Annotated in this window: 25 protein-coding genes; 24 read left to right on the top strand and 1 reads right to left on the bottom strand. The window is 68.3% G+C overall.

Features of this window, described 5'->3' with window-relative positions:
* The first annotated feature begins 159 nt into the window (after positions 1 to 159).
* From rplJ to tuf, 10 genes are all read left to right on the top strand, one after another.
* Positions 160 to 675, top strand: a complete 516-nt coding sequence (rplJ, locus tag JSY14_RS04250; protein WP_259557521.1) for a 50S ribosomal protein L10 — start codon at positions 160 to 162, stop codon at positions 673 to 675.
* Positions 676 to 831: 156 nt separating this feature from the next.
* Entirely contained in the window at positions 832 to 1,221 is a 390-nt protein-coding gene (gene rplL / locus JSY14_RS04245; RefSeq protein WP_259557519.1) for a 50S ribosomal protein L7/L12, read from the top strand.
* A gap of 224 nt (positions 1,222 to 1,445) precedes the next feature.
* Positions 1,446 to 2,177, top strand: coding sequence for a hypothetical protein (locus JSY14_RS04240; RefSeq protein WP_259557517.1), 732 nt, complete (start codon positions 1,446 to 1,448; stop codon positions 2,175 to 2,177).
* Positions 2,178 to 2,519: 342 nt separating this feature from the next.
* On the top strand, positions 2,520 to 6,008 hold the full coding sequence (gene rpoB / locus JSY14_RS04235; protein ID WP_259557516.1) for a DNA-directed RNA polymerase subunit beta: 3,489 nt from the start codon (positions 2,520 to 2,522) through the stop codon (positions 6,006 to 6,008).
* A 103-nt stretch (positions 6,009 to 6,111) separates the two neighbouring features.
* A complete protein-coding gene (locus tag JSY14_RS04230) occupies positions 6,112 to 9,996 on the top strand; it encodes a DNA-directed RNA polymerase subunit beta' (protein WP_259557515.1) in 3,885 nt (1,294 codons plus the stop codon).
* Positions 9,997 to 10,318: 322 nt separating this feature from the next.
* Complete coding sequence (locus JSY14_RS12395; protein WP_285892247.1) at positions 10,319 to 11,674, top strand: septal ring lytic transglycosylase RlpA family protein; 1,356 nt, start codon at positions 10,319 to 10,321, stop codon at positions 11,672 to 11,674.
* Positions 11,675 to 12,119: 445 nt separating this feature from the next.
* The gene (gene rpsL / locus JSY14_RS04215) at positions 12,120 to 12,494 is read left to right on the top strand and encodes a 30S ribosomal protein S12 (protein ID WP_259557514.1); all 375 of its coding nucleotides are present in this window, start codon (positions 12,120 to 12,122) and stop codon (positions 12,492 to 12,494) included.
* Positions 12,494 to 12,964, top strand: a complete 471-nt coding sequence (gene rpsG / locus JSY14_RS04210) for a 30S ribosomal protein S7 (RefSeq protein WP_259557513.1) — start codon at positions 12,494 to 12,496, stop codon at positions 12,962 to 12,964. The genes rpsL and rpsG overlap by 1 nt, the downstream gene beginning before the upstream one ends.
* Positions 12,965 to 13,060: 96 nt before the next feature.
* Positions 13,061 to 15,208: an elongation factor G gene (fusA, locus tag JSY14_RS04205; protein WP_259557512.1), complete on the top strand. Its 2,148-nt coding sequence runs from the start codon at positions 13,061 to 13,063 to the stop codon at positions 15,206 to 15,208.
* A 140-nt stretch (positions 15,209 to 15,348) separates the two neighbouring features.
* Complete coding sequence (gene tuf / locus JSY14_RS04200; RefSeq protein ID WP_259557511.1) at positions 15,349 to 16,536, top strand: elongation factor Tu; 1,188 nt, start codon at positions 15,349 to 15,351, stop codon at positions 16,534 to 16,536.
* Positions 16,537 to 16,685: 149 nt separating this feature from the next.
* Here the strand turns inward: tuf and JSY14_RS04195 are convergent, their stop codons facing one another.
* A complete protein-coding gene (locus JSY14_RS04195) occupies positions 16,686 to 17,372 on the bottom strand; it encodes a YflT domain-containing protein (protein WP_259557510.1) in 687 nt (228 codons plus the stop codon).
* 186 nt (positions 17,373 to 17,558) lie between these two features.
* Between JSY14_RS04195 and ngcE the strand changes: the two genes are divergently transcribed.
* The 14 genes from ngcE (at position 17,559) to rpmC (ending at position 26,645) form a co-directional block, all read left to right on the top strand.
* Positions 17,559 to 19,022 (top strand): N-acetylglucosamine/diacetylchitobiose ABC transporter substrate-binding protein, encoded by a 1,464-nt coding sequence (gene ngcE, locus JSY14_RS04190; protein ID WP_259557509.1) that lies wholly within the window; start codon positions 17,559 to 17,561, stop codon positions 19,020 to 19,022.
* Positions 18,982 to 20,025 (top strand): carbohydrate ABC transporter permease, encoded by a 1,044-nt coding sequence (locus tag JSY14_RS04185; protein WP_259557508.1) that lies wholly within the window; start codon positions 18,982 to 18,984, stop codon positions 20,023 to 20,025. Before ngcE ends, JSY14_RS04185 begins: the two co-directional genes overlap by 41 nt.
* Positions 20,022 to 20,300 carry an ABC transporter permease family protein gene (locus JSY14_RS12455; RefSeq protein ID WP_349773587.1) on the top strand — a complete coding sequence of 93 codons (279 nt, stop codon included), beginning with the start codon at positions 20,022 to 20,024 and terminating at the stop codon, positions 20,298 to 20,300. Before JSY14_RS04185 ends, JSY14_RS12455 begins: the two co-directional genes overlap by 4 nt.
* Positions 20,258 to 20,920, top strand: a complete 663-nt coding sequence (locus tag JSY14_RS04180; RefSeq protein ID WP_349773586.1) for a carbohydrate ABC transporter permease — start codon at positions 20,258 to 20,260, stop codon at positions 20,918 to 20,920. Before JSY14_RS12455 ends, JSY14_RS04180 begins: the two co-directional genes overlap by 43 nt.
* Before the next feature lie 405 nt (positions 20,921 to 21,325).
* Positions 21,326 to 21,634, top strand: a complete 309-nt coding sequence (gene rpsJ / locus JSY14_RS04175; protein ID WP_006502853.1) for a 30S ribosomal protein S10 — start codon at positions 21,326 to 21,328, stop codon at positions 21,632 to 21,634.
* 11 nt (positions 21,635 to 21,645) lie between these two features.
* Positions 21,646 to 22,326 carry a 50S ribosomal protein L3 gene (rplC, locus tag JSY14_RS04170; protein WP_259557507.1) on the top strand — a complete coding sequence of 227 codons (681 nt, stop codon included), beginning with the start codon at positions 21,646 to 21,648 and terminating at the stop codon, positions 22,324 to 22,326.
* Between the two features lie 5 nt (positions 22,327 to 22,331).
* Positions 22,332 to 23,261, top strand: a complete 930-nt coding sequence (rplD, locus tag JSY14_RS04165; protein ID WP_259557506.1) for a 50S ribosomal protein L4, sunset domain variant — start codon at positions 22,332 to 22,334, stop codon at positions 23,259 to 23,261.
* On the top strand, positions 23,258 to 23,560 hold the full coding sequence (rplW, locus tag JSY14_RS04160; RefSeq protein WP_259557504.1) for a 50S ribosomal protein L23: 303 nt from the start codon (positions 23,258 to 23,260) through the stop codon (positions 23,558 to 23,560). The genes rplD and rplW overlap by 4 nt, the downstream gene beginning before the upstream one ends.
* A gap of 45 nt (positions 23,561 to 23,605) precedes the next feature.
* Positions 23,606 to 24,442 (top strand): 50S ribosomal protein L2, encoded by an 837-nt coding sequence (gene rplB / locus JSY14_RS04155; protein WP_259557503.1) that lies wholly within the window; start codon positions 23,606 to 23,608, stop codon positions 24,440 to 24,442.
* A gap of 18 nt (positions 24,443 to 24,460) precedes the next feature.
* Entirely contained in the window at positions 24,461 to 24,742 is a 282-nt protein-coding gene (gene rpsS, locus JSY14_RS04150) for a 30S ribosomal protein S19 (RefSeq protein WP_259557501.1), read from the top strand.
* 59 nt (positions 24,743 to 24,801) lie between these two features.
* On the top strand, positions 24,802 to 25,155 hold the full coding sequence (gene rplV, locus JSY14_RS04145) for a 50S ribosomal protein L22 (protein ID WP_259557500.1): 354 nt from the start codon (positions 24,802 to 24,804) through the stop codon (positions 25,153 to 25,155).
* A gap of 13 nt (positions 25,156 to 25,168) precedes the next feature.
* Positions 25,169 to 25,987 carry a 30S ribosomal protein S3 gene (gene rpsC, locus JSY14_RS04140; RefSeq protein WP_259557499.1) on the top strand — a complete coding sequence of 273 codons (819 nt, stop codon included), beginning with the start codon at positions 25,169 to 25,171 and terminating at the stop codon, positions 25,985 to 25,987.
* 5 nt (positions 25,988 to 25,992) lie between these two features.
* On the top strand, positions 25,993 to 26,412 hold the full coding sequence (gene rplP, locus JSY14_RS04135; protein ID WP_259557497.1) for a 50S ribosomal protein L16: 420 nt from the start codon (positions 25,993 to 25,995) through the stop codon (positions 26,410 to 26,412).
* On the top strand, positions 26,412 to 26,645 hold the full coding sequence (rpmC, locus tag JSY14_RS04130) for a 50S ribosomal protein L29 (protein ID WP_259557496.1): 234 nt from the start codon (positions 26,412 to 26,414) through the stop codon (positions 26,643 to 26,645). Before rplP ends, rpmC begins: the two co-directional genes overlap by 1 nt.
* Positions 26,646 to 26,658 lie beyond the last annotated feature (13 nt).

Here is a 26,658-nt window from a genome sequence, read left to right as displayed (position 1 = left end):
GAAGGAGTCCCCGAGGGAACGGCCTGCGCAGGTGACCCGATACCGCCCCGTGGGCGTCGTCCGTCGACGCGCCGAGGCCGAGCCCGGATGCCTGCGCATCCGGGCTTTTCCGTCGTGGCCGCTTTCAGCCGGGGGACCGAGACCTCTGGAAGGAGGGCCATGGCGAACCCCGAGAAGGTCGACGCCGTCGCGGAGATCACGGAGCTGTTCCGCAGCTCCGACGCCGCCGTCGTCACCGAGTACCGCGGGCTCAGCGTGGACCAGCTCAAGCAGCTGCGTCGTGCTCTGGGCTCCGAGACGACGTACGCCGTGGTGAAGAACACGCTCACGGAGATCGCCGCCCGCGAGGCCGGCATCGACGTGTTCGAGGGCAAGCTGTCCGGCCCCACCGCCATCGCCTTCATCAAGGGCGAGCCGGTGGAGCCCGCCAAGGCCCTGCGTGACTTCGCCAAGGAGAACGACAAGCTCGTCATCAAGTCCGGCTACTTCGAGGGCAAGGCGCTCTCGGAGGAGGACGTCAAGAAGCTCGCGGACCTCGAGTCCCGCGAGGTTCTGCTGGCCAAGGCCGCCGGCGCCATGAAGGCGTCGATGTCCAAGGCCGCCGCCGTGTTCCAGGCGCCGCTGTCGAAGGCCGCGCGCACCGTGGACGCGCTGCGGGCGAAGCAGGAGGCCTGAGCCGCACCGGCTCCGGCCACTCGCCGACCCCTCTCAGCGCGACCGCGCTGACCCGCCGCCGCCTCCCGATGGGGCAGCGGACTGCTTGACCTGGCGCTCCGGCGCCGCACACCACGAAGCCGGGACCCCGTCCCGCAGACAGGAAGGAACGCCCTCATGGCGAAGCTCACCAAGGACGAGCTCATCGAGGCTTTCAAGGAGATGACCCTGATCGAGCTCTCTGAGTTCGTGAAGGAGTTCGAGGAGGTCTTCGACGTGACCGCCGCCGCCCCCGTGGCCGTGGCGGCCGCCGGTGGCGCCGCTGCCGGTGGCGGCGAGGCCGCCGCCGAGGAGAAGGACGAGTTCGACGTCATCCTCGAGTCCGCCGGTTCCGCCAAGATCGCCGTCATCAAGGAGGTGCGCGCCCTGACCTCCCTCGGCCTGAAGGAGGCCAAGGAGCTCGTCGACGGCGCTCCGAAGCCGGTCCTCGAGAAGGTCGCCAAGGACGCTGCCGAGAAGGCCAAGGAGCAGCTCGAGGGCGCCGGCGCCACCGTCACCCTCAATTGATCCGGCGCTGAGCACCGCTCAGCTGTGTAGTCGCAGCCCGTCCCGGTCCGCCGGGGCGGGCTGCGGTGCGTCCGGGGGGCGTGACGTCGCGGCATCGTCGCCTGGTGCGAGCGTCGCGTCGCGACCCGGGGGAATCCCGTCGCAGCTTCGCGACGACCCTGTGGTGGGTGGGAGAGCCCCGAATAGATTCGGGGTATCCGATGATCCCTGACCGAGGAGAACCCATGTCCCGCACGCTCCGCCCCCTGGCCGCCTCGTTCACCGCTCTCGCCGCCCTCTCGCTCACCGGATGCGGGGGGCTCACCCTCCCCGGCATGGGAGCGCCGGAGCGGGTACCCGTCGTGACTCCAGCCGCGTCCTCGGAGAGTCGGGACAGCTCCCCGGCGTCCCCGCAGGATCGCGTCGAGGCGATGCTCGTGGAGCCGGAGGAGACGCCGTTCTCCTCCGTGGTCGAGGAGGACCAGACGTTCTCCGCCGGGGAGGACGAGGACGCGACGGCCTCTCTCAGCCTCTCGCTGACGGCTGACACCATCCCTACGGAGTGCGAGAGCGCCGTGCAGGCCGTGGACACGTATGAGGAACCGGTGGACGCCATCGTGCTGCGGGAGTTCGTGGTGGAGGACGAACCGACGGGGCCCGGGGAGCTCGAGGTCTTCCAGATCGCCTTCAGCGGTGCCGATGCCCGCCCGACGGTCCCGCTCTACCAGGAGGTCCTGCAGGAGTGCGCGACCGTGGGCGACCTCAACCAGGGCATCGTGCGGGTGGACTCACCACAGGGTCGGCCCGATGTGATGCGGATGTCGCTGGGTCCCGAGGGGGCGGAGATGATGGTCATCTACGCCGCGTCCTTCGACAGCGGGGCCGATCACTCAGTCGTGATGCTGTCCGGAGTCTCCGAGGAGATCGCTCTCGAGATGATCGACACCGCCGCGGGCAACATGCCCTCGGGCGGCTGACGGCTCACTGTGGGACTGCCCGACGGCGCGCCGCTTGACGTGACGCCGCGACGGGCCCATAGTTGGGGGCGATTCAGCGCGCTGTCCCTGCCGCTGAGCTCCCGTTCCGGAGGCACCGAGCGGTCGAGCGACCGAGAACCAGGCAGGGGGCCGCGGACCACGCCAGGCATATGGCGGCCGACGTGGGTGTGACTCGGGACGCTCCGTGCGCCCCTTGTCGTCCCCTGCGCGCTCCCGTATGCTTGGTCCTTGCGCTGTGCCCGCACTCTCCCTGCCGCCCCGTCCCGTGGTGGGTGTCGCGGGCGCGCCTCCGCCACTGCCGCACCTGTGGAAGGACCACTCTTGGCTGCCTCGAGCACCGCACCCACTCCTGCCGTCGCCTCCCGCACCGCGTCGCCGCGGGTCACCTTCGCCAAGCTGGGCGACCCGCTGGAGGTCCCCGACCTCCTGAGCCTGCAGACCACCTCCTTCGACTGGCTGCTCGGCAACCAGCGCTGGCAGGAGCGGGCCGAGGCCGCCGCCGCCGCGGGGCGTGAGGACGTCCCCCAGACCTCCGGCCTGGCCGACATCTTCGAGGAGATCTCGCCGATCGAGGACTTCGCCGGCAACATGGCGCTGTCCTTCCGCGACCACACCTTCGATGAGCCGAAGTACACGGTCGAGGAGTGCAAGGAGAAGGACCTTACCTACGCCGCTCCGCTGTACGTGATCGCGGAGTTCATCAATCACGACACCGGGGAGATCAAGACCCAGACGGTGTTCATGGGCGAGTTCCCGCTCATGACCGACAAGGGCACCTTCATCATCAACGGCACCGAGCGCGTCGTCGTCTCGCAGCTGGTGCGTTCCCCGGGCGTGTACTTCGAGGAGGCTGTGGACAAGACCTCCGACAAGCGCATCTACAGCGCGAAGATCATCCCCTCGCGCGGCGCCTGGCTGGAATTCGAGGTCGACAAGCGCGACCAGGTGGGCGTGCGCATCGACCGCAAGCGCAAGCAGTCGGTCACCACTCTGCTGCAGGCCCTGGGCATGAGCCACGCCGAGATCCTCGAGGAGTTCGGCGAGTACGAGTCGATGCGCTCCACCCTGGAGAAGGATCGCATCACCTCGCAGGACGAGGCGCTCATGGACATCTACCGCAAGCAGCGCCCGGGGGAGCCGCCCACGCGCGATGCGGGCGAGGCCATGCTCAACAACCTGTACTTCACCGAGAAGCGCTACGACCTGGCGAAGGTCGGCCGCTACAAGATCGGCAAGAAGCTCGGCATCGAGGCCCCGCTGTCGCAGTCGGTGCTGACCCTCGAGGACATCGTCGCGACCATCAAGTACATCGTGGCGCTGCACGAGGGTCAGACCGAGATCCCCGGCGCCGACGGCAGCACCGTGCGGGTCGAGACCGATGACATCGACCACTTCGGCAATCGCCGCATCCGCGCCGTCGGCGAGCTGATCCAGAACCAGGTGCGCACCGGCCTGTCGCGCATGGAGCGCGTGGTGCGCGAGCGCATGACCACGCAGGACGTCGAGGCCATCACGCCGCTGACCCTGATCAACATCCGCCCGGTGACGGCGGCGATCAAGGAGTTCTTCGGCACCTCGCAGCTGTCGCAGTTCATGGATCAGAACAACCCGCTGTCGGGTCTGACCCACAAGCGGCGCCTGTCGGCCCTGGGCCCCGGCGGTCTGTCCCGCGACCGCGCCGGCATGGAGGTCCGCGACGTCCACCCGTCGCACTACGGCCGCATGTGCCCGATCGAGACCCCTGAGGGTCCGAACATCGGCCTCATCGGCTCGCTGGCGACTTTCGCCCGCATCAACCCCTTCGGCTTCGTCGAGACCCCGTACCGGAAGGTCGAGAACGGTCGCGTCTCCGACGAGATCGTCTACCTCACCGCCGATGACGAGGACCGGCACGTCATCGCCCAGGCGAACGCGCCGCTGTCCGAGGACGGCCACTTCGCCGAGGACCACGTGCTGGTGCGTCTGTCCGGCGGCGAGCCCGACCTGGTGCCCGCCTCCGAGGTCGACTACATGGACGTCTCCGCCCGCCAGATGGTGTCGGTGGCGACCGCCATGATCCCGTTCCTCGAGCACGACGACGCCAACCGTGCGCTCATGGGCTCGAACATGCAGCGCCAGGCCGTGCCGCTGCTGCGCACCGAGATGCCGCTGGTCGGCACCGGCATGGAGCGCCGCGCGGCAGTTGACGCCGGTGACGTGGTCGTGGCGCAGAAGGCCGGCGTGATCGAGGAGCTGTCCGCGGATCTCATCTCCGTGATGGCAGACGACGGCACCCGCCAGACCTACCCGATCGGGAAGTTCCAGCGCTCCAACGCGGGCAACTGCTACAACCAGCGCGTGCTGTGGAACGAGGGCGACCGCGTGGAGGCCGGCTCGATCCTGGCCGACGGCCCCTCCACCGATCAGGGTGAGCTCTCGCTGGGCAAGAACCTGCTGGTCGCCTTCATGTCGTGGGAGGGCCACAACTACGAGGACGGCATCATCCTGTCCTCGCGGATGGTCCAGGACGACGTCCTCACCTCGATCCACATCGAGGAGCACGAGGTCGATGCCCGTGACACGAAGCTCGGCAAGGAGGAGATCACCCGCGACATCCCGAACGTCGGCGACGACGTCCTCGCGGATCTCGACGAGCGGGGCATCATCCGCATCGGCGCCGAGGTCGAGCCGGGCGACATCCTGGTCGGCAAGGTCACCCCGAAGGGTGAGACCGAGCTGACCCCGGAGGAGCGCCTGCTGCGCGCCATCTTCGGTGAGAAGGCCCGCGAGGTGCGCGACACCTCCCTGCGTGTGCCCCATGGTGAGTCCGGCACCGTCATCGGTGTGCGCGTGTTCACCGAGGAGGACGAGGGGGACATCCTGCCCACCGGCGTGAACGAGATGGTCCGCGTGTACGTGGCCCAGAAGCGCAAGATCACCGACGGCGACAAGCTCGCCGGTCGCCACGGCAACAAGGGCGTCATCGCGAAGATCCTGCCGGTGGAGGACATGCCGTTCCTCGAGGACGGCACCCCGGTCGACATCATCCTCAACCCGATGGGTGTGCCCGGTCGTATGAACATCGGCCAGGTGATGGAGACCCACCTGGGCTGGGTGGCGAAGAACGGCTGGGACCTCGACCCGTCCTCGGAGGCGGCGAAGAACCTGCCGGAGGCCGCGCTGCATGGTGAGCCCAACACCCCGGTGGCGGTTCCCGTGTTCGACGGCCTCTCCGGCGACGAGCTCAACGCCCTCATCGAGAACCACACGCCCAACCGCGACGGCGAGCGGATGGTGCAGCCCTCCGGCAAGGCCCGGCTCTTCGACGGCCGCTCCGGCGAGCCGTTCCCGGACCCGATCTCCGTGGGCTACATGTACATCCTCAAGCTGCACCACCTGGTGGACGACAAGCTGCACGCCCGCTCCACCGGCCCGTACTCGATGATCACCCAGCAGCCGCTGGGCGGTAAGGCGCAGTTCGGCGGCCAGCGCTTCGGTGAGATGGAGGTGTGGGCCCTGGAGGCGTACGGCGCCGCCTACGCCCTGCAGGAGCTGCTCACCATCAAGTCCGATGACATCTCCGGCCGCGTGAAGGTGTACGAGGCCATCGTCAAGGGCGAGAACATCCCCGAGCCGGGCATCCCGGAGTCCTTCCGGGTGCTGCTGAAGGAGATGCAGTCGCTGTGCCTGAACGTCGAGGTGCTCTCCTCCGACGGCACCGCCCAGGAGATGGGTGAGAACGACGAGGAGGTCTTCCGCGCGGCGGAGGAGCTCGGCATCGACCTGTCCCGACGCCCCCACGAGGGTGTCGGCTCCATCGACGAGGTCTGACGGATCGGGCCCGGTCCCGCCGCTGTGTGCGGCCGGGACCGTGCCCGCCCCGCGGCCCTGATCCCTCAGACCATTCGACAGACCATCCGAGAGAAGGACACCAGTGCTCGACGTCAACACCTTCGACGAGCTGCGCATCGGCCTCGCCACCGCGGACGACATCCGCGCCTGGTCCCACGGCGAGGTGAAGAAGCCGGAGACCATCAACTACCGCACCCTCAAGCCCGAGATGGACGGCCTGTTCTGCGAGCGCATCTTCGGTCCCACCCGGGACTGGGAGTGCTACTGCGGCAAGTACAAGCGCGTGCGTTTCAAGGGCATCGTCTGTGAACGCTGCGGCGTGGAGGTCACCAAGTCCTCCGTGCGTCGTGAGCGCATGGGCCACGTGGAGCTCGCCGCCCCGGTGACCCACATCTGGTACTTCAAGGGCGTGCCCAGCCGCCTCGGCTACCTGCTGGACCTGGCGCCGAAGGACCTGGAGAAGGTCATCTACTTCGCCGCGTACATGATCACCAGCGTGGATGAGGACGCCCGCCACGAGGACCTCCCGGACCTGCAGGCCCGCTACGACCTGGAGATCAAGGACCTCGAGAACCAGCGCGACGCCGCGATCAACGACCGCGCCGTCGCCGCCGAGAAGGACCTCGCCCAGCTGGAGGAGGAGGGCGCGAAAGCCGATGCCAAGCGCAAGGTCCGCGACTCCGCCGAGCGCGAGCAGGCCCAGATCCGCAAGAAGATCGACGCCCAGATCGACCGCGTCACCCAGGTGTGGGAGCGCTTCAAGAACCTCAAGGTCGCCGATCTCGAGGGTGACGAGCAGCTCTACCGCGAGATGAAGCGCCGCTACGGCATGTACTTCGAGGGCGGCATGGGCGCCGAGGCGATCCAGAAGCGCCTGCAGGACTTCGACCTCGACTCCGAGGCTGAGACGCTGCGCGAGATCATCGCCACCGGCAAGGGCCAGAAGAAGGCCCGCGCCCTGAAGCGGTTGAAGGTGGTCTCCGCCTTCCGCACCACCAGCAACTCGCCGAGCGCGATGGTGCTCGACTGCATCCCGGTGATCCCGCCGGACCTGCGTCCGATGGTGCAGCTGGACGGTGGCCGCTTCGCGACCTCCGACCTCAATGACCTGTACCGCCGCGTGATCAACCGCAACAACCGTCTCAAGCGGTTGCTGGACCTCGGGGCCCCCGAGATCATCGTGAACAACGAGAAGCGCATGCTGCAGGAGTCGGTCGACTCGCTGTTCGACAACGGCCGCCGTGGTCGCCCGGTGACGGGCCCCGGCAACCGTCCGCTGAAGTCGCTCTCCGACTTGCTCAAGGGCAAGCAGGGCCGCTTCCGTCAGAACCTGCTGGGCAAGCGCGTGGACTACTCCGGTCGCTCCGTGATCGTGAACGGTCCGCAGCTGAAGCTGCACCAGTGCGGTCTGCCCAAGGGCATGGCGCTGGAGCTGTTCAAGCCCTTCGTCATGAAGCGCCTGGTGGAGCTGTCCCACGCGAAGAACGTGAAGGCCGCCAAGCGGATGGTCGAGCGCGCCCGCCCCGAGGTGTGGGACGTGCTCGATGAGGTCATCACCGAGCACCCGGTGCTGCTGAACCGCGCCCCCACGCTGCACCGCCTGGGCATCCAGGCCTTCGAGCCGCAGCTGGTGGAGGGCAAGGCGATCCACCTGCACCCGCTGGTGTGCGCCGCCTTCAACGCGGACTTCGATGGTGACCAGATGGCCGTGCACCTGCCGCTGTCGGCGGAGGCGCAGGCCGAGGCGCGCATCCTGATGCTGTCCTCGAACAACATCCTCAAGCCGTCCGACGGCCGCCCGGTCACCATGCCGGCGCAGGACATGGTCATCGGCCTGTACCACCTCACCACCGTGCGTGAGGACACCGAGGGCGCGGGCCGGTCCTTCTCCTCCGAGGCGGAGGCGATCATGGCCTACGACAGCCATGAGCTGCACCTGAACGCCCCGGTGACGATCCGGTTCCGCGACATCGTGCCGCCGGCCGGGTGGGAGGCGCCGGAGGGTTGGAGCGAGGGCGACCCGGTCACCCTCACCACCACCCTGGGCACCGTGTTCTTCAACGAGACCCTGCCGGAGGACTTCCCGTACGTGGAGGGCCAGGTGGGCAAGAAGCGTCTCGGTTCGATCGTCAACGAGCTGGCCGAGCGTTACCCGAAGGTGCAGGTGTCGGCGTCGCTGGACGCCCTGAAGTCCTACGGGTTCTCGTGGTCGACCCGCTCCGGTGTGTCCTTCGCCTTCTCCGACGTGGTGGCTCCGCCGAACAAGCAGGAGATCCTCGCGAAGTACGAGGAGAAGGCCGCCCAGGTGCAGGCGAACCGCGACCTCGGTCTGGTGTCGGAGCAGGAGCGCAACTCCGAGCTGATCGACATCTGGACCGAGGCCACCAACGAGGTGGACGCGGCGATGCGGGAGAACTTCGAGGCCACCAACACCGTGTTCCGCATGGTGCACTCCGGGGCGCGAGGCAACTGGATGCAGATCCGCCAGATCGCCGGTATGCGCGGCCTCGTGACCAACCCGAAGGGTGAGATCATCCCGCGCCCGATCCTCTCGAACTACCGCGAGGGTCTGTCGGTGCTGGAGTACTTCATCGCCTCGCATGGTTCCCGCAAGGGCCTGGCCGACACCGCCCTGAAGACCGCCCAGTCGGGGTACCTGACCCGTCGTCTGGTGGACGTGTCCCAGGACGTGATCGTCCGCGAGGGCGACTGCGGCACCTCCCGCGGTCTGACCATGACCATCGGCGTCGAGGAGGCGGGCACCGTCCGCGCGGCCGACCAGGTGGAGACCACGGTCTACGGCCGGACGCTCGCAGCGGCGGTTACCGACAAGGAGGGCCAGGAGCTCGCGGCAGCGGGGGAGGACGTCGGCGACGTCCTGCTCGAGAAGCTGCTAGCGGCGGGCGTCACCGAGGTGAAGGTCCGCTCCGTGCTGACCTGTGAGTCCGCGGTGGGCACCTGCGCCCTGTGCTACGGCCGCTCCCTGGCCACCGGCCAGCTGGTGGACATCGGCGAGGCCGTCGGCATCGTCGCGGCGCAGTCCATCGGCGAGCCCGGCACCCAGCTGACCATGCGCACCTTCCACACCGGTGGTGTGGCCAGCGCGGACGGTGACATCACCCATGGTCTGCCGCGTGTGCAGGAGCTCTTCGAGGCCCGCACCCCGGCCGGCTTCGCGCCGATCACGGAGGCCGCCGGTCGGGTGGAGATCGAGGAGACGGACAAGCAGCGCCGGATCACCGTCACCCCCGACGACGGCTCCGAGGCCGTGACCTACACGGTTCCGCGCCGCGGTGTGCTGCTCGTCGGTGACGGCGACCACGTGGAGGTCGGCCAGCAGCTGACCCAGGGTTCCGTCGACCCGAAGCAGGTGCTGCGCATCCTCGGCCCCCGCGCGGTGCAGCAGCACCTGGTGGACGAGGTGCAGAAGGTGTACGTCTCGCAGGGTGTGGACATCCACGCCAAGCACATCGAGGTCATCGTGCGGCAGATGCTGCGCCGCGTGACGATCATCGAGTCCGGTGACACCGACCTGCTGCCCGGTGACTTCACCGAGCGCTCCGTGTTCGAGGCGGAGAACCGCCGCGTCCTCGCCGAGGGCGGACGCCCGGCCTCCGGTCGTCCGGAGCTGATGGGTATCACCAAGGCCTCGCTGGCCACGGACTCGTGGCTGTCGGCCGCCTCCTTCCAGGAGACAACCCGTGTGCTCACCGAGGCCGCGCTGAACCGCAAGAGCGACCGCCTGATGGGTCTCAAGGAGAACGTCATCATCGGCAAGCTCATCCCGGCCGGCACCGGCCTGCCGCGGTTCCGCCATATCGAGGTGGAGCCCACCGACGAGGCCAAGGCCCAGATGTACCAGGTCACCGGCTACGACGAGCTGGACTTCTCCGGTCTCGGCGGGGTGCCGAGCGTGAACCTCGACGAGATCGACTTCGCCGACCCGTTCCGCTCCGACTACCACTGATCCCCGGCCTCCGGTCGGATCATGACGGCCCGGCCCCGCAGCGAGTGCGGGGCCGGGCCGTCGCGTCTGCGACCGCCGTCACCGCCCCGGCGTGACCGCCGTCGCCCATGCGGTCAAGGGAGGGCAAAAGTCCGTCCGGACCGTGCCCAAACCTCGGGCCGTCTCCTGCCGCGGTCATCGGATGCCTCCGAGGATGGGGGAAGCGGCGCGTGCGCACCTTCCCCGGACCTCTCCTCTGGTCCCGCGGTGCCGCCGCGGGGGCTCCGGCCCCGACGACGACGCATGAGGGGCCGCAGGGAGGCCCGACGAGGTGGGAGAGAGAATGTCGAAGAAGCCCGTGATCCTGGGTGCGGCCGCGACCGCGTGCGCTCTGGCGCTCGGCGGCGGCGGTGCGGCGTACGCCGTGTCGGACCAGGTGGATCTCACCGTGTACGGCGAGCACAGCTCGGTGCGCACCTTCGGCGGAACCGTCGAGCAGGTGCTCGCCTCCCAGGGGGTGACCCCGCGGGCCACCGACCTCGTCACTCCTGCGCTCGACACTCCGGTGGATGATGACACCACCATCCAGGTGGTGCAGCAGCGACCCGTCACCGTCACCATTGACGGCAAGGCGACCGAGGTCCTTACGCCCGGCACCACCGTGGCCGATGCCCTGCGCGGATTCGAGGCGCCGCTGGCCGGGGCCACCATCACCCCGGCCCCCACGACGAAGCTCCAGGCCGAGGGCAATCAGGTCACCGTCGTGACCCGCAAGACCGTCACCTTCAAGGGGCAGTACGGGCAGGACACCTTCGAGGTCAACGCGGTCACCGTGGATGAGGCCATGAAGAAGGTGCTGCAGGACATCCAGCCCTCCGACACCGCGAACCCGGGTCGCGACACGCTACTCAAGGACGGCATGGTCGTCACCGTGCAGCGGGTGCGCGAGGGCGACCGCACCGTCACGGAGAAGATCCCCTTCCGCACCGTCGAGAAGAAGACCGACGAGCTGTTCCAGGGGGAGCGCAAGGTCCAGTCCGAGGGTGTCGAGGGCGAGCGCACCGTGGTGCTGCATGAGAAGAAGGTCGACGGCAAGGCCGGCGCCCCCGAGCGTTCCTCCGAGAAGGTCACCAAGCAGCCCCAGGATCGCGTGATCCTCGTCGGCACCAAGGAGCGCCCGGCCCCGAAGCCGCGCACCAGCGGCGAATCCCAGGCCTCCTCCCGCAGCGAGGAGCGTCGGGAGGCGGCGTCGTCGAAGCCCTCCAAGGCTCCGGTGGAGGAGTCGACGCGGTCCTCGGAGAAGAGCTCCGCGCCGCGCAAGACCTCGAGCCCGGCCCCGCGGAAGACCTCGACGCCGAGCCCGACCCGCAGCTCCGAGTCGTCGCGTTCCACGGATCAGGGGGGCACCCCGCAGGGGAGCGTCAACACCTGCGGTGCATCGTTCTACGACGAGGGGCAGATGACTGCCTCCGGTGAGCGCTTCAACCCGAACGCCATGACCGCCGCCCACAAGACCCTTCCCCTGGGCACCCGGGTGCGCGTGACGAACCCGGACACCGGGGCCAGCGTCACCGTGCGGATCAATGACCGCGGCCCGTACATCAGCGGCCGTTGCCTGGACCTGTCCCGCGCCGCCTTCGATGCGATCGGCGACCTGAACCAGGGCCACATGACCGTCCAGTGGCAGATCGTCGGCTGACGTCGACCCCCACACGTCCAGCGGCCGGGAACGGCCGCATCAGCGGGCTCCGTCCTCCGGGGACGGGGCCCGCTCCGCGTTCACGGGCGGGAGCGTGGAGTGTGATGTGCGCCCGGTCGCGGTGCACCCTTTGACCCTGTCCGGAGGCGCTCAGTAGACTGACGGATGCGTCCGGAGTGCCCTCTGGTCGTGATCCGGGACCCCGGTCCCCCGCGAGGAGCGGATCCTTGCGGCATGCCCATTCACGGGAGTCGAGTCTCGGCCCGGCTGCCCGGGCTCACGAGCACGGTGCCCCTCGGTGCCCGGTCGGAACCCCGGCCGGACCGGGTCGTCCGCACCCGCCCCTGAGGGGGAGGAGGCGGACGGGTCGGCGGTCGCCCCGGCGGCCGGAAGACGGTGATCCGCAGGCCCCAACACGGTCTGCGGCGGAGCAGGAAGAGAATCAGTGCCCACTATCCAGCAGCTGGTGCGCAAGGGGCGAAAGGCCAAGACCTCCGCCTCGAAGACGCCTGCGCTCAAGGGTTCGCCCCAGCGCCGCGGCGTCTGCACGCGCGTGTACACCCAGACCCCGAAGAAGCCGAACTCGGCGCTGCGCAAGATCGCGCGTGTGCGTCTGTCCACCGGCATCGAGGTCACCGCCTACATCCCCGGCGTCGGCCACAACCTGCAGGAGCACTCGATCGTGCTCGTGCGCGGCGGCCGTGTGAAGGACCTCCCGGGCGTCCGCTACAAGATCGTTCGCGGTTCGCTCGACACCCAGGGCGTGAAGGGCCGCCAGCAGGCCCGCTCCCGCTACGGCGCGAAGAAGGAGAAGAAGTAATGCCTCGTAAGGGTGCAGCTCCCAAGCGCCAGCTCGTGGTGGATCCGGTCTACGGGTCCCCGCTGGTCACGCAGCTCATCAACAAGGTCCTGCTCGACGGCAAGAAGACCGTCGCCGAGTCCATCGTCTACGGCGCCCTCGAGGGCTGCCGTGAGAAGAACGGCCAGGACCCGGTCGCCACGCTGAAGAAGGCGCTGGACAACGTCCGTCCCAGCCTTGAGGTGCGCTCCCGCCGCGTCGGCGGCGCCACCTACCAGGTGCCGGTCGAGGTCCGTCCGGGCCGGTCGACCACCCTGGCCCTGCGCTGGCTCGTCGGCTACTCCCGCGCCCGTCGTGAGCACACCATGACCGAGCGGCTCATGAACGAGATCCTCGACGCCTCCAACGGCCTCGGCGCCGCGGTGAAGCGCCGCGAGGACACTCACAAGATGGCCGAGTCCAACAAGGCCTTCGCACACTACCGCTGGTGAGTCGAGGTGGGGCCCACCCCGCTGGGCCCCACCTCCTCTCGTCCGCAGTCCCTGTCCCGTCGATCCGCATCAGCCCACCAGAAAGGCGACAAGCCCGTGGCACTCGCAGTGCTCAGCGACCTCAAGAAGGTCCGCAACATCGGCATCATGGCCCACATCGATGCCGGCAAGACCACCACGACCGAGCGCATCCTGTTCTACACGGGTGTCAACTACAAGATGGGCGAGACCCACGACGGCGCCGGCACGATGGACTGGATGGAGCAGGAGAAGGAGCGCGGCATCACCATCACGTCCGCCGCGACCACCTGCTACTGGAACGACAACCAGATCAACATCATCGACACCCCCGGCCACGTGGACTTCACCGTGGAGGTGGAGCGCTCGCTGCGCGTGCTCGATGGCGCCGTCGCCGTGTTCGACGGCAAGGAGGGCGTGGAGCCGCAGTCCGAGACGGTGTGGCGCCAGGCCGACAAGTACGACGTGCCGCGCATCTGCTTCGTCAACAAGATGGACAAGCTCGGGGCGGACTACTTCTTCACGGTGAAGACCATCATCGAGCGCCTCGGTGCGAAGCCGCTCGTGATGCAGGTGCCGATCGGCGCCGAGAACGACTTCCGCGGCGTGGTCGACCTCCTCACGCTGAAGGCCTACGAGTGGCCCGAGGTGTTCCCCGAGGACGACAAGAAGTTCAACGCCAAGAAGGGCGACGAGACCAAGGGCCAGCTGCAGATCGAGGTTCCGATCCCGGCCGAGCTGCAGGACACGGTCGACGAGTACCGCGCCAAGCTGATCGAGGACGTCGCCGAGAGCTCCGAGGAGCTCATGGACAAGTACCTCGAGGAGGGCGACCTGTCCCTCGAGGACCTCAAGGCCGGCATCCGCGCCCTGACCATCTCCTCGCAGGCCTACCCGGTGTTCGCGGGTTCGGCGTTCAAGAACAAGGGCGTGCAGCCCATGCTCGACGCCGTGATCGACTTCCTGCCCTCCCCGCTGGACGTGCCGCCGATGATCGGCCACGACCCGAAGGATGAGGAGAAGGAGCTCACCCGCAAGCCGTCGACCGACGAGCCGTTCTCCGCGCTCGCCTTCAAGGTGGCCACCCACCCGTTCTTCGGCTCCCTCACCTACGTGCGCGTGTACTCGGGCCAGGTCGAGACCGGCGCCCAGGTGCTCAACGCCACCACCGGCAAGAAGGAGCGCATCGGCAAGCTGTTCCAGATGCACTCCAACCAGGAGAACCCCGTGGATGAGGCCTTCGCCGGCCATATCTACGCGTTCATCGGACTCAAAGACACCACCACCGGTGACACCCTCTGTGATGCGCAGAACCCGATCCAGCTGGAGTCGATGACCTTCCCGGAGCCGGTGATCTCCGTGGCCATCGAGCCCAAGACCAAGGGCGACCAGGAGAAGCTCTCCGTGGCCATCCAGAAGCTCGCCAAGGAGGACCCGACCTTCCAGGTGGAGCTGGACGAGGAGACCGGCCAGACCGTCATCAAGGGCATGGGCGAGCTGCACCTCGACATCCTCGTCGACCGTATGCGCCGCGAGTTCAAGGTCGAGGCGAACATCGGCAAGCCGCAGGTGGCGTACCGCGAGACCATCCGCCGCACGGTGGAGAAGTTCGACTACACGCACAAGAAGCAGACCGGTGGCTCCGGCCAGTTCGGCAAGGTGCAGATCACCTACGCCCCGCTGGAGGACGCCGAGGAGGGCGTGTTCTACGAGTTCGAGAACGCCGTCACCGGTGGTCGCATCCCGCGTGAGTACATCCCGAGCGTGGACGCCGGCATCCAGGACGCCCTGCAGTCCGGCGTGCTGGCCGGTTACCCGGTCGTGAACGTGAAGGCCACCCTGATCGACGGCGCCTACCACGACGTCGACTCCTCCGAGATGGCGTTCAAGATCGCCGGCTCCATGGCCACCAAGGAGGCCCTGAAGAAGGCGCAGCCGGTGCTCCTCGAGCCCGTCATGGACGTCGAGGTGCGCACGCCGGAGGAGTACATGGGAGATGTCATCGGCGACCTGAACTCGCGTCGCGGGCAGGTCCAGTCGATGGAGGACGTGAGCGGGGCAAAGGTCGTCCGTGCTCTCGTCCCGCTGTCGGAGATGTTCGGGTACGTCGGCGACCTGCGGTCCAAGACACAGGGTCGTGCGATGTACACGATGCAGTTCCACAGCTACGCGGAGGTCCCGAAGAACATCTCGGACGAGATCGTCGCGAAGACCCGGGGCGAGTGAGTCACGGGGAGGGCGGTACGATCAACCGTCGGCCGCCCTCCCGGTCACTGTCGGAGCGCGGCGGATCGTTCTGATCCGCGGCGGGCCGACCCCGAACCTGCAGTACCCGAAAGAGAAGAAGTCCTAGGAGGACACACAAAATGGCCAAGGCCAAGTTCGAGCGGACCAAGCCGCACGTCAACATCGGCACCATCGGTCACGTCGACCACGGCAAGACCACGCTGACCGCCGCCATCTCCAAGGTCCTGTACGACAAGTACCCGGACCTGAACGAGAAGCGGGACTTCGATCAGATCGATAACGCGCCGGAGGAGAAGCAGCGCGGTATCACGATCAACATCTCGCACATCGAGTACCAGACCGAGAAGCGTCACTACGCCCACGTGGACGCTCCGGGTCACGCCGACTACATCAAGAACATGATCACCGGCGCGGCGCAGATGGACGGCGCCATCCTCGTGGTGGCCGCCACCGACGGTCCGATGGCCCAGACCCGTGAGCACGTGCTGCTCGCCCGCCAGGTGGGCGTGCCCTACCTGCTGGTGGCCCTCAACAAGTCCGACATGGTCGACGACGAGGAGATCCTCGAGCTCGTCGAGATGGAGGTCCGTGAGCTGCTGGGCTCCCAGGAGTTCGACGAGGACGCCCCCGTCATCCGCGTGTCCGCGCTGAAGGCCCTCGAGGGCGACGCCCAGTGGGTCAAGTCCGTCGAGGACCTCATGGACGCCGTCGACGAGTCCATCCCGGACCCGGTCCGTGACATGGACAAGCCGTTCCTCATGCCGATCGAGGACGTCTTCACCATCACCGGCCGCGGCACCGTGGTGACCGGCAAGGTGGAGCGCGGCAAGCTCGCCATCAACTCCGAGGTCGAGATCGTGGGTATCCGCGAGGCTCAGAAGACCACCGTCACCGGTATCGAGATGTTCCACAAGCAGATGGACGAGGCGTGGGCCGGTGAGAACTGCGGTCTGCTGCTGCGTGGCACCAAGCGTGAGGACGTCGAGCGCGGTCAGGTCGTCGTGAAGCCGGGTTCGATCACCCCGCACACCAACTTCGAGGCGCAGGTCTACATCCTGTCCAAGGACGAGGGCGGCCGTCACAACCCGTTCTACTCGAACTACCGCCCGCAGTTCTACTTCCGCACCACGGACGTCACCGGCGTCATCACCCTGCCCGAGGGCACCGAGATGGTCATGCCGGGCGACTCCACCGAGATGTCGGTCGAGCTCATCCAGCCGATCGCCATGGAGGAGGGCCTCGGCTTCGCCATCCGTGAGGGTGGCCGCACCGTGGGCTCCGGCCGCGTCACCAAGATCACCAAGTGATCGCCGCGGGCCACGGCCCGCAGTGACGACGCCGGGGGAGAACCCCTGACGTGAGAAGGCCCCGGACCGCGAGGTCCGGGGCCTTCCGCATGCTCGTCCTCGGCGGGGGATGCCCCGCGCCCGGGGCGAGCCCCACCGGGGTGGCGCGCTCAGGGCAGGCGCGGGGGAGTGGTGTCGTCGCTGTATCCGTAGCCGTCCTCGCGGCGCCCAGGCTCCGCGGGACGCGGGGCCTCCTGCGCCGGCAGACCGTAGGACGGGCGGACGCGGCCGGAGCCGTCGGCGGTGTCCTCCGTGCCCGATGCGACGGGGTGGGGCGACGCGACCGGGGTGGCCGGCGTCGCCGGGGTGGGGATACCGCCCGCACCGCGCAGGATCTCCCGCGCCTGCTCGGCGTGGTTGTGCTCCACCATCAACTCGTACTGCAGCGGGATCGTGGCGGTCAGGGACGTGAAGTCACGGTGGCCGCGGGTGGCGGCATGGCCGAGCGCCCCGAAGATGCCGAAGAAGATCGCGCCCATCAGGGCCGTCCACAGCAGAGTCAGGATCGGGGCTGAGGACAGCAGCATGAACATCGCGCCCAGGAAGAGGCCCAGCAGGAGGCCCTGCACGAGCCCGTTGGTGAAGGCGCGGCCCACCGTCATCCGGCCGGTGACGCGCTCGACCAGCTTCAGGTCGGTGCCCACGATCATCGTGCTCTGCACGGGGAAGTCGTGGTCGGCCAGGGTGTCGACGACGGTCTGCACCTCCTCGTAGGTGGCGTACACGCCGAGGGAGCGGGGGTGGGCGAGGTCGAAGACCCGCGTGGTCAGCGGGGATGTCTGGTGTGGTGCACTCATGCGCACACCATAGACGGCGCCCGTGGACGCTCCCCGGATGCCGGCGTGCATGACGGTCACGGCGGATGACAGGACAGGTCGCTCTCGTGACGGCATGTCCCGGGACGGGAGGGCCGTCAGGGCCTACAGCTGTTCCCATCACGGACCGGGTCGGATGTCGTCTGTCGATGTCCACGTAGACCGGCCGTGCCTTTCACTGGAGAAAGAGGAACCGAGTCCACCACTCCCTCGCCGCTCGAACTCCTCGGGGCGTCCCGTCGTCGATTCCTGGCCCTCGCCAGTGGCAGTGCCGGAGTTTTGGCCCGGTCCGCCTGCGCGGGAGGTGGCGGTGGCGATGATGCCCAGCAGGGCGGCGGCTCCGTCGCGGGCGAGCAGAAGTCCGCCGACAACCCGCTGGGTGTCGACGGCACCAAGCCGGTCGATGCGGTGATCTTCAACGGCGGCTATGGCGACCAGTACGCCCAGGACGCCGGCACCAAGTACAAGGAGCTCTACCCGGACGCCGACGTCAAGGTGAGCTCCACCGTGAACATCCAGCCGGACCTGCAGCCGCGCTTCGCGGGTGGCAACCCGCCGGATGTGTTCGACAACTCCGGTGCCCAGAAGCTCGCCATCGACGGTCTGGTGCCGCAGCTCGCCGCCCTGGACGATCTGCTCGCCGCCCCGATGCTCGACGCCGAGGGCACGGTCGAGGAGAATCTGCTGCCGGGGGTCAAGACCCCGGGCATGTTCGGCGACAAGTTCCTCGGGATGAACTACGTCTACACCGTGTTCGCCCTGTGGCACTCCGCCAAGGAGTTCGAGGAGAAGGGCTGGCAGGTCCCGCAGACCTGGGAGGAGCTCATGGCCCTCGGCGAGACGGTCAAGGACGAGGGTCGGTGGCTGTTCTCCTCCGGCGGACAGAACGCGTCGAACTACTACCAGGAGATGACCCTCTCCACGGCCGCCCAGCTGGGAGGCAAGGAGGTCCTGCAGAAGATCGACCGCCTGGAGGAGGGCGCCTTCGATCAGGACGCCATCGTCAAGGCGTACGACGCCATGGGGCAGGCCGTGAAGGCCGGGTACTTCCAGCCCGGCGGGGAGGGCATCAAGCACACCGATGCCCAGACCGCCTGGGTGCAGGGCAAGTCGGTGTTCTACCCGTCCGGCTCCCGGATCGAGAACGAGCAGGCCGACGTGACCCCCGAGGGGTACCGGATGACAGCCGCGCCGTACCCGGCGGTCGAGGGCGACGGCGCGCTGCCCTACGGGGCACTCCACGGCACCGCTGCCGAGCAGTACTTCGTGCCGGCGAAGGGCCAGAACCCCGCCGGTGGCGCCGAGTTCCTGCGCGTCATGCTCTCCAAGGAGCAGGCCGCGAACTTCTCGAAGCTCACCAAGGCCCCGTCGGTCATCAAGGACACCGTGCCCGAGGACGGCTTCGGTTCCAGCGCCCTGGCCTCGGTGACCAAGCTGATCTCGGCGGCCGGTGAGAACACCTTCACCTACAACTTCGTCGACTGGTACGGCCTCGGCCCCGAGACCATCACCAACTGGACCAGCTTCCTCAAGGGCGACATCGATGCCGCGACGCTGCGGCAGCGCGAGCAGGCCATGATCGACAAGGTCCGTGACGACGACTCCATCACCAAGTTCGAGGTCTCTGCATGAGCCTTCCCCCACGCCGGTCACGCCGGCGGAGACGACGCCCCAGGCCGCCCCGGTCGCGGGGCGTCGTCGCCGTCGGCGCCCGACTCCTGAGCGTGCTCTGTTCTTCCTGGTCTTCCTGGGGATCCCGCTGGGCGTCTACCTGATGTTCGTGGTCTCCCCGTTCGTCCAGTCGTTCTACTACTCTTTCACGGACTGGTCGGGTCTGAGCCCGTCGATGCGGTTCATCGGGTTGGAGAACTACCAGCGGATCGCGGGCGACCCCGTGTTCTGGAAGGCGCTGCGCAACAACCTGGTGCTGTTGGCCGTGCTGCCGATCGTCACCATCGGACTGGCCTTCGCCCTGGCGGTGATGCTGACCTTCGGCGGCAGCACCCAGGGTGGTGTGCGGGGCGTGCGCGGCTCGCCGTTCTACCGGGTCGTGAGCTTCTTCCCGTACGCCGTGCCGGCGGTGATCACCGGCATCCTGTTCAACTTCGTGTACCACCCCAGTGCGGGCCTGCTGAACGGTCTGCTGAACCTGGTGCTGCGGCCCTTCGGGGCGGGCCCCGTGTCGATCGCCTGGCTGGGTGACCAGCGGGTGGCGCTCGGGGCGGTGGCCTTCGCGATCATCTGGACCTTCGTGGGCTTCTACATGGTGATGTTCGTGGCGGCCATCAAGTCGGTGGGCCAGGAGGTGCTGGAGGCGGCGCGGCTGGACGGTGCCGGGCGCTTCCGCACGGCCGTGCAGATCGTGGCGCCGATGATGCGCGACAGCGTCTCCACCGCCCTGGTGTACATGGGGATCTTCGCGCTGGACGCCTTCACCTTCATCGCGGTGATGACGCCCAACGGCGGCACCGACAACAGCACCAGGGTCGTCTCCCAGTACCTGTACCAGACGGCCTTCAGTCAGGGCCGTGTCGGTGAGGCCAGCGCGATGGGTGTGGTGATGGCGCTCGTGACGATGCTCGTCGCCCTGATCGTCATGGGTCTGGGCCGCAGCCGGAAGGAGGGCTCCCGATGAGCACCACCGTGACCCCGGCCCCCGCGCCGGCCACCCACCGACGAACCCCGCGGCGTCCCGCCTCGGACCGCGGCGTCAGCGCCGTCTCGCACCTGGTGCTCGCCCTGTGGGCGGTGCTGGTGCTGTTCCCGCTGCTGTGGACGGTGTACACCTCGTTCAAGACCTCCAACGAGATCCTCACCGACCCGTTCGGTCTGCCCGCCTCCCCGCAGTGGAACAACTACTCCCGGGCGTGGAATGCGGCGAACATCGGGAGTACTTCCTCAACACCGTGATCGTGGTGGGCTCCGCGCTGGCCATGGTGATGCTGCTGGGCGCCATGTGCGCCTACGTGCTGGCGCGGTTCTCCTTCCGCGGCAACCGCATCATCTACTACGGGATGATCGCGGGCCTCACCTTCCCGATCTTCCTGGCGGTCGTCCCGCTGTTCTTCATCCTGCAGAACATGGGGCTGATCGGCGGGCGCATCGGACTGCTGGGCGTGATCCTGTCGTACGTGGCGTTCGCCCTGCCGTTCACGGTGTTCTTCCTGCATTCGTTCTTCGTGGGCCTGCCGCAGGAGAGCTCCGAGGCCGCGGCGCTGGACGGGGCGGGCGACTTCCGCACCTTCTTCCAGATCATGCTGCCGATGGCGAAGCCGGGTCTGGTGTCGGTCGCGATCTTCAACTTCCTGGGCCTGTGGAACCAGTACCTGCTGCCGTTGGTGCTGAACACGGATCCGCGCAATGCGGTGCTGGCGCAGGGGCTGGTGAACCTGCAGGCACAGCAGGGCTACCGCACCGTCTGGGCAGGCATGTTCGCCTCCGTGGTGATCACTGTGCTGCCGGTGCTGGTGGTGTACGTGATCTTCCAGCGTCAGCTGCAGGGCGGGGTCGGGACCAGCACCGACAAGTGATTCCCTGATCGGGTGAGTCTGTGATCGGTGCGCGGGCAGCGCACCATCGGCGGGCGGTGGGCTGTGACACGGTCCACCGCCCGCGGCCTTGAGGGACCACCACCGGGGATGGCAGACTGGCGGGGTTGTCTGTGCGGGCCGACATCCCCGGTTCCGTTCTCCCCGTGGGCGCACTGCATCGCGCGGGGCGAATGATCACCGGACGTGGCCCGTCCCGGGGATGCGAACGGTGGGCACCCGCCCCCGAATGCGCATCGTCGAAGGGATCAGCACGGACACCGCAGCCGGACACGGCAGCCCCCACACGGGTCGATGCACCCCGAGGAGTCCGACACGCCCGTCCTCGGGGGCCGGAGCCGACTGCGGAAATGTCATCTGACGTTGAAGAGAGAGACGAAGGACGCCATGGCGGGACAGAAGATCCGCATCCGGCTCAAGTCGTACGACCACGAGGTCATCGACAGCTCGGCGCGCAAGATCGTCGACACGGTGACCCGTGCCGGTGCGACGGTCGTGGGCCCGGTGCCGCTGCCGACTGAAAAGAACGTGTTCGTGGTCATCCGGTCGCCCCACAAGTACAAGGACTCCCGTGAGCATTTCGAGATGCGCACGCACAAGCGACTGATCGACATCGTCGATCCCACGCCGAAGGCCGTGGATTCGCTCATGCGCCTCGACCTGCCGGCGGACGTCAACATCGAGATCAAGCTCTGAGGCAGGTCGACATGAGCAACAACCTCACCGGACAGGCCGCCCGCCCGGTCTCGGGCGTGCTCGGCACCAAGATCGGCATGACCCAGGTGTGGGACGAGAACGGCAAGCTCGTTCCCGTCACCGTCGTGCAGGCCGGACCGAACGTCGTCACCCAGGTCCGCTCCGTCGAGACCGACGGCTACGACGCCGTGCAGATCGCCTACGGGCAGATCGACCCGCGCAAGGTCTCCAAGCCGCTGAAGGGCCACTTCGAGAAGGCCGGCGTGACCCCGCGCCGTCACCTCGCCGAGCTGCGCACCTCCAACGCCTCGGAGTACACCGTCGGCCAGGAGATCGACGCGTCGATCTTCGAGGCCGGCCAGAAGGTCGACGTCGTCGGCACCACCAAGGGCAAGGGCACCGCCGGCGTCATGAAGCGCCACGGCTTCGCGGGTGTGGGCGCCTCCCACGGTGCGCACCGCAACCACCGCAAGCCGGGTTCCATCGGCGGCGCCTCGACCCCCGGGCGCGTGTTCAAGGGCCTGCGCATGGCGGGCCGCATGGGCAACGTCCGCACCAGTGTTCAGAACCTGACCGTTCACGCGGTCGACGTGGAGAAGGGCCTCGTGCTCGTCAAGGGCGCCGTCCCCGGCCCCAAGGGCGGCCTCGTGCTGGTCCGCTCCGCCGTCAAGAGCTCCGCGAAGGAGGCCTGAGACCGATGGCCAATCTGACCGTCGACGTGCTCGATCCGGCCGGCAAGAAGTCCGGGACCGCCGAGCTCCCCGCGTCGATCTTCGACGCGCAGACGAATGTTCCGCTGATCCACCAGGTGGTCGTCGCCCAGCTGGCGGCCGCTCGTCAGGGCACCCACAAGGCGAAGAACCGCGGTGAGGTGTCCGGTGGCGGCAAGAAGCCGTACAAGCAGAAGGGCACCGGCCGCGCCCGCCAGGGGTCGACCCGCGCTCCGCAGTTCGCCGGCGGTGGCGTCGTGCACGGGCCGGTCCCGCGCGACTACAGCCAGCGGACCCCGAAGAAGATGAAGGCCGCCGCCCTGCGCGGTGCCCTCTCCGATCGCGCCCGTCACGGCCGCGTGCACGTGGTCTCCGCTCTGCTGGAGGGCACCGCACCGTCCACCAAGGCCGCCGTGCGCACGCTGTCCGCCGTCTCCGATCGTCGCCACCTACTGGTGGTCGTCGACCGCGCCGACGAGCTGGGTGCGATGTCCGCGCGCAACCTGCGCAACGCGCATGTGCTGTTCGCCGATCAGCTGAACACCTACGACGTCATGCTGTCCGACGACGTCGTGTTCACCACCGGGGCGCTCGAGGCGTTCGTGGCCACGGCCACGCTCACCCTGCCCGCCTCCGCCGCGGGGGCCCGCCGGGTCACCGCGGACGAGTCCGCCACGCCGGTCTCCGCCGCGGCCGCCGCGCCGTACGGTGAGGGTTCGGCCGCCGCCCTGGCCGACGGCACCGCGCCGTCCGGCTACACCATCAAGGGCAATGCGGGCTCGATGAAGTACCACACCGAGGACTCCCCGTGGTACGGCCGCACCAAGGCCGAGGTCTGGTTCGCGACGGAGGAGGCCGCACAGGCCGCCGGCTTCGTGAACGCCGTCCGGGCGTCCGCTGAGGAGGAGTCGAAGTGACCTCGCTGAACAAGGACCCGCGCGACGTGCTGCTCGCGCCCGTCGTCTCCGAGAAGAGCTACGGCCTGATGAACGAGGGCAAGTACACCTTCGTGGTGGACTCCCGCGCCAACAAGACCGAGATCAAGAACGCCGTGGAGTCCGTCTTCGGCGTGAAGGTCCTCTCGGTGAACACCATCAACCGCCAGGGCAAGACCCGCCGCACCCGCTTCGGGATGGGCAAGCGCAAGGACACCAAGCGCGCGATCGTGACCCTGGTCGACGGAACCATCGACATCTTCGGAGGGTCGGTCGCCTGAGGCGGCCGCACCGAGAAGAGACGAAGAGACTGAGGGAAACCCACCATGGGAATTCGCAAGCACAAGCCGACCACGCCGGGCCGTCGCGGCTCCAGCGTCGCCGACTTCGTCGAGATCACCCGTTCCACGCCGGAGAAGTCGCTGGTCCGCCCGCTGACCAAGTCCGGCGGCCGCAACAACAACGGTCGTGTGACCTCCCGCCACCGCGGCGGCGGCCACAAGCGTGCGTACCGCGTCATCGACTTCCGTCGTCATGACAAGGACGGCGTGAACGCCAAGGTCGCGCACATCGAGTACGACCCCAACCGCACCGCCCGCATCGCGCTGCTCCACTACACGGACGGCGAGAAGCGCTACATCCTGGCCCCGGCCAAGCTGCGTCAGGGTGACTGGGTGGAGAACGGCCCGAACGCCGACATCAAGCCCGGCAACAACCTGCCCCTGCGGAACATCCCGCTGGGCACCGTGATCCACGCGATCGAGCTCCGTCCCGGCGGCGGCGCCAAGATCGCCCGCTCCGCGGGCGCCTCGGTGCAGCTGGTCGCGAAGGAGGGCCCCTACGCCCAGCTGCGCATGCCCTCCGGCGAGATCCGCAACGTGGACCTCCGCTGCCGCGCCACCATCGGCGAGGTCGGCAACGCCGAGCAGTCGAACATCAACTGGGGCAAGGCCGGCCGCATGCGCTGGAAGGGCAAGCGCCCGCACGTCCGCGGTGTCGTGATGAACCCGGTGGACCACCCGCACGGTGGTGGTGAGGGCCGCACCTCGGGTGGTCGTCACCCGGTGTCGCCCTGGGGCAAGCCCGAGGGCCGCACCCGCCGCCCGAACAAGGCGAGCGACAAGCTCATCGTCCGCCGTCGTCGCACCGGCAAGAAACGCTGATAGGGAGATCCGCACACCATGCCTCGCAGCATTTCCAAGGGCCCGTTCGTCGACGACCACCTGCAGAAGAAGGTGGATGCCGCGAACGAGAAGGGCTCCAAGAACGTCATCAAGACCTGGTCGCGTCGTTCGGTCATCACGCCGGACTTCCTCGGCCACACCTTCGCAGTGCACGACGGCCGCAAGCACGTCACGGTGTTCGTCACCGAGTCGATGGTCGGCCACAAGCTCGGCGAGTTCGCTCCGACGCGGACTTTCAAGGGCCACGAGAAGGACGACAAGAAGGGCCGCCGTCGCTGACCCCGGTCGGTGACGTGCAGCTCTGAGTCGAGAACTCGAAGAGAAGAAAGCAGGGAACGATGGAAGCCAAGGCGCAGGTGCGGTACCTCCGCATGTCGCCCACCAAGGCCCGTCGCGTTGTGGACCTGATCCGTGGCAAGAGCACGACGGAGGCCGAGAACGTGCTGCGGTTCGCCCCGCAGGCCGCCTCCGAGCCCGTCCTGAAGCTCGTGCAGTCCGCGATCGCCAACGCCCGGGTGAAGGCCGACCAGGCGGGGGAGCGCTTCGATGAGCGCGACCTCGTCGTGTCCGCCGCGTACGTCGACGAGGGCCCGACCATGAAGCGGTTCCAGCCGCGCGCTCAGGGTCGTGCCTTCCAGATCAAGAAGCGCACCAGCCACGTCACCGTGGTGGTCGCTCCCGCGAAGAAGTAAGGAGACCCGCCAAGTGGGCCAGAAGGTCAATCCGAACGGGTTCCGTCTCGGGATCACCACGGAGCACACCAGCCGCTGGTTCGCCGACTCCTCCAAGGAGGGTCAGCGCTACCGCGACTACGTGAAGGAAGACGTCGCGATCCGCAAGCTCATGTCCGACGGACTCGAGCGCGCCGGTATCGCGAAGGTCGAGATCGAGCGCACCCGCGACCGGGTGCGTGTGGATCTGCACACCGCTCGTCCGGGCATCGTCATCGGGCGCCGCGGCGCCGAGGCGGAGCGCCTGCGCGGTGAGCTGGAGAAGCTCACCGGCAAGCAGATCCAGCTGAACATCCTCGAGGTCAAGAACCCCGAGGCCGACGCTCAGCTGGTCGCGCAGGGCATCGCCGAGCAGCTCGCGGCCCGTGTGTCCTTCCGCCGTGCCATGCGCAAGGGCATCCAGTCCGCGCAGCGCGCCGGCGCCAAGGGCATCCGCGTGGCGGTCTCCGGCCGCCTCGGCGGCGCCGAGATGAGCCGCAGCGAGTTCTACCGCGAGGGCCGCGTGCCGCTGCACACCCTCCGCGCGAACATCGACTACGGCTTCCATGAGGCGCGCACGCCCTTCGGCCGGATCGGCGTGAAGGTCTGGATCTACAACGGCGACATCACCGCCAAGGAGCTGGCGGCCCAGACCGCGGCGCAGGCCCCCCGGGGCGGCCGCGATCGTCGGGCCGAACGCCCCCGCGGTCGTCGCAACGAGCGCAACGCCGCCGCCCGCCAGGGCGCCGAGCAGCAGGCCCCGGCCGCTGCCGAGGCGGCCACCGCGCCCGCCGAGAACGGAACGGAGGCCTGAGGGACATGCTGATCCCCCGCAGGACCAAGCACCGCAAGCAGCACCACCCGACCCGCAGCGGCATGGCCAAGGGCGGCACCGATCTCGCCTTCGGCGACTACGGCATCCAGGCGCTCGCGCCGGCGTACGTCACCAACCGGCAGATCGAGTCGGCCCGTATCGCCATGACCCGCTACATGAAGCGTGGCGGCAAGGTGTACATCAACATCTACCCCGACCGTCCGCTCACCAAGAAGCCCGCCGAGGTCCGCATGGGTTCCGGTAAGGGCTCCGTGGAGTGGTGGGTCGCCAACGTCAAGCCGGGCCGCGTCATGTTCGAGGTGGCCGGCGTCCCCGAGGACGTGGCGCGTGAGGCCCTCCGCCTCGCGATCCACAAGCTCCCCATGAAGTGCCGCATCCTGAGCCGAGAGGGTGGTGACATCTGATGGCAGCGACCAAGCTCACCGCCGCCGAGATCGACAAGCTGGACGACGCCCAGCTGGTCGAGGAGCTGGCCAAGGCGAAGGACGAGCTGTTCAAGCTCCGCTTCCAGTCCGCGACCGGGCAGCTGGAGAGCCACGCCCGCCTGCGCTCCGTGCGCAAGGACATCGCGCGGATCTACACGATCCTGCGCGAGCGCGAGCTCGGTATCCGTCAGGCCCCCGGCTCGGCCGAGTGATCGAATCGAGGAA

Source organism: Brachybacterium sillae (assembly GCF_025028335.1).
In the GTDB taxonomy this organism is placed as follows: Bacteria; Actinomycetota; Actinomycetes; order Actinomycetales; family Dermabacteraceae; genus Brachybacterium; species Brachybacterium sillae.
The sequence above is the reverse complement of the archived record's forward strand: the minus strand, read 5'-3'. Positions and strand labels throughout refer to the sequence as shown.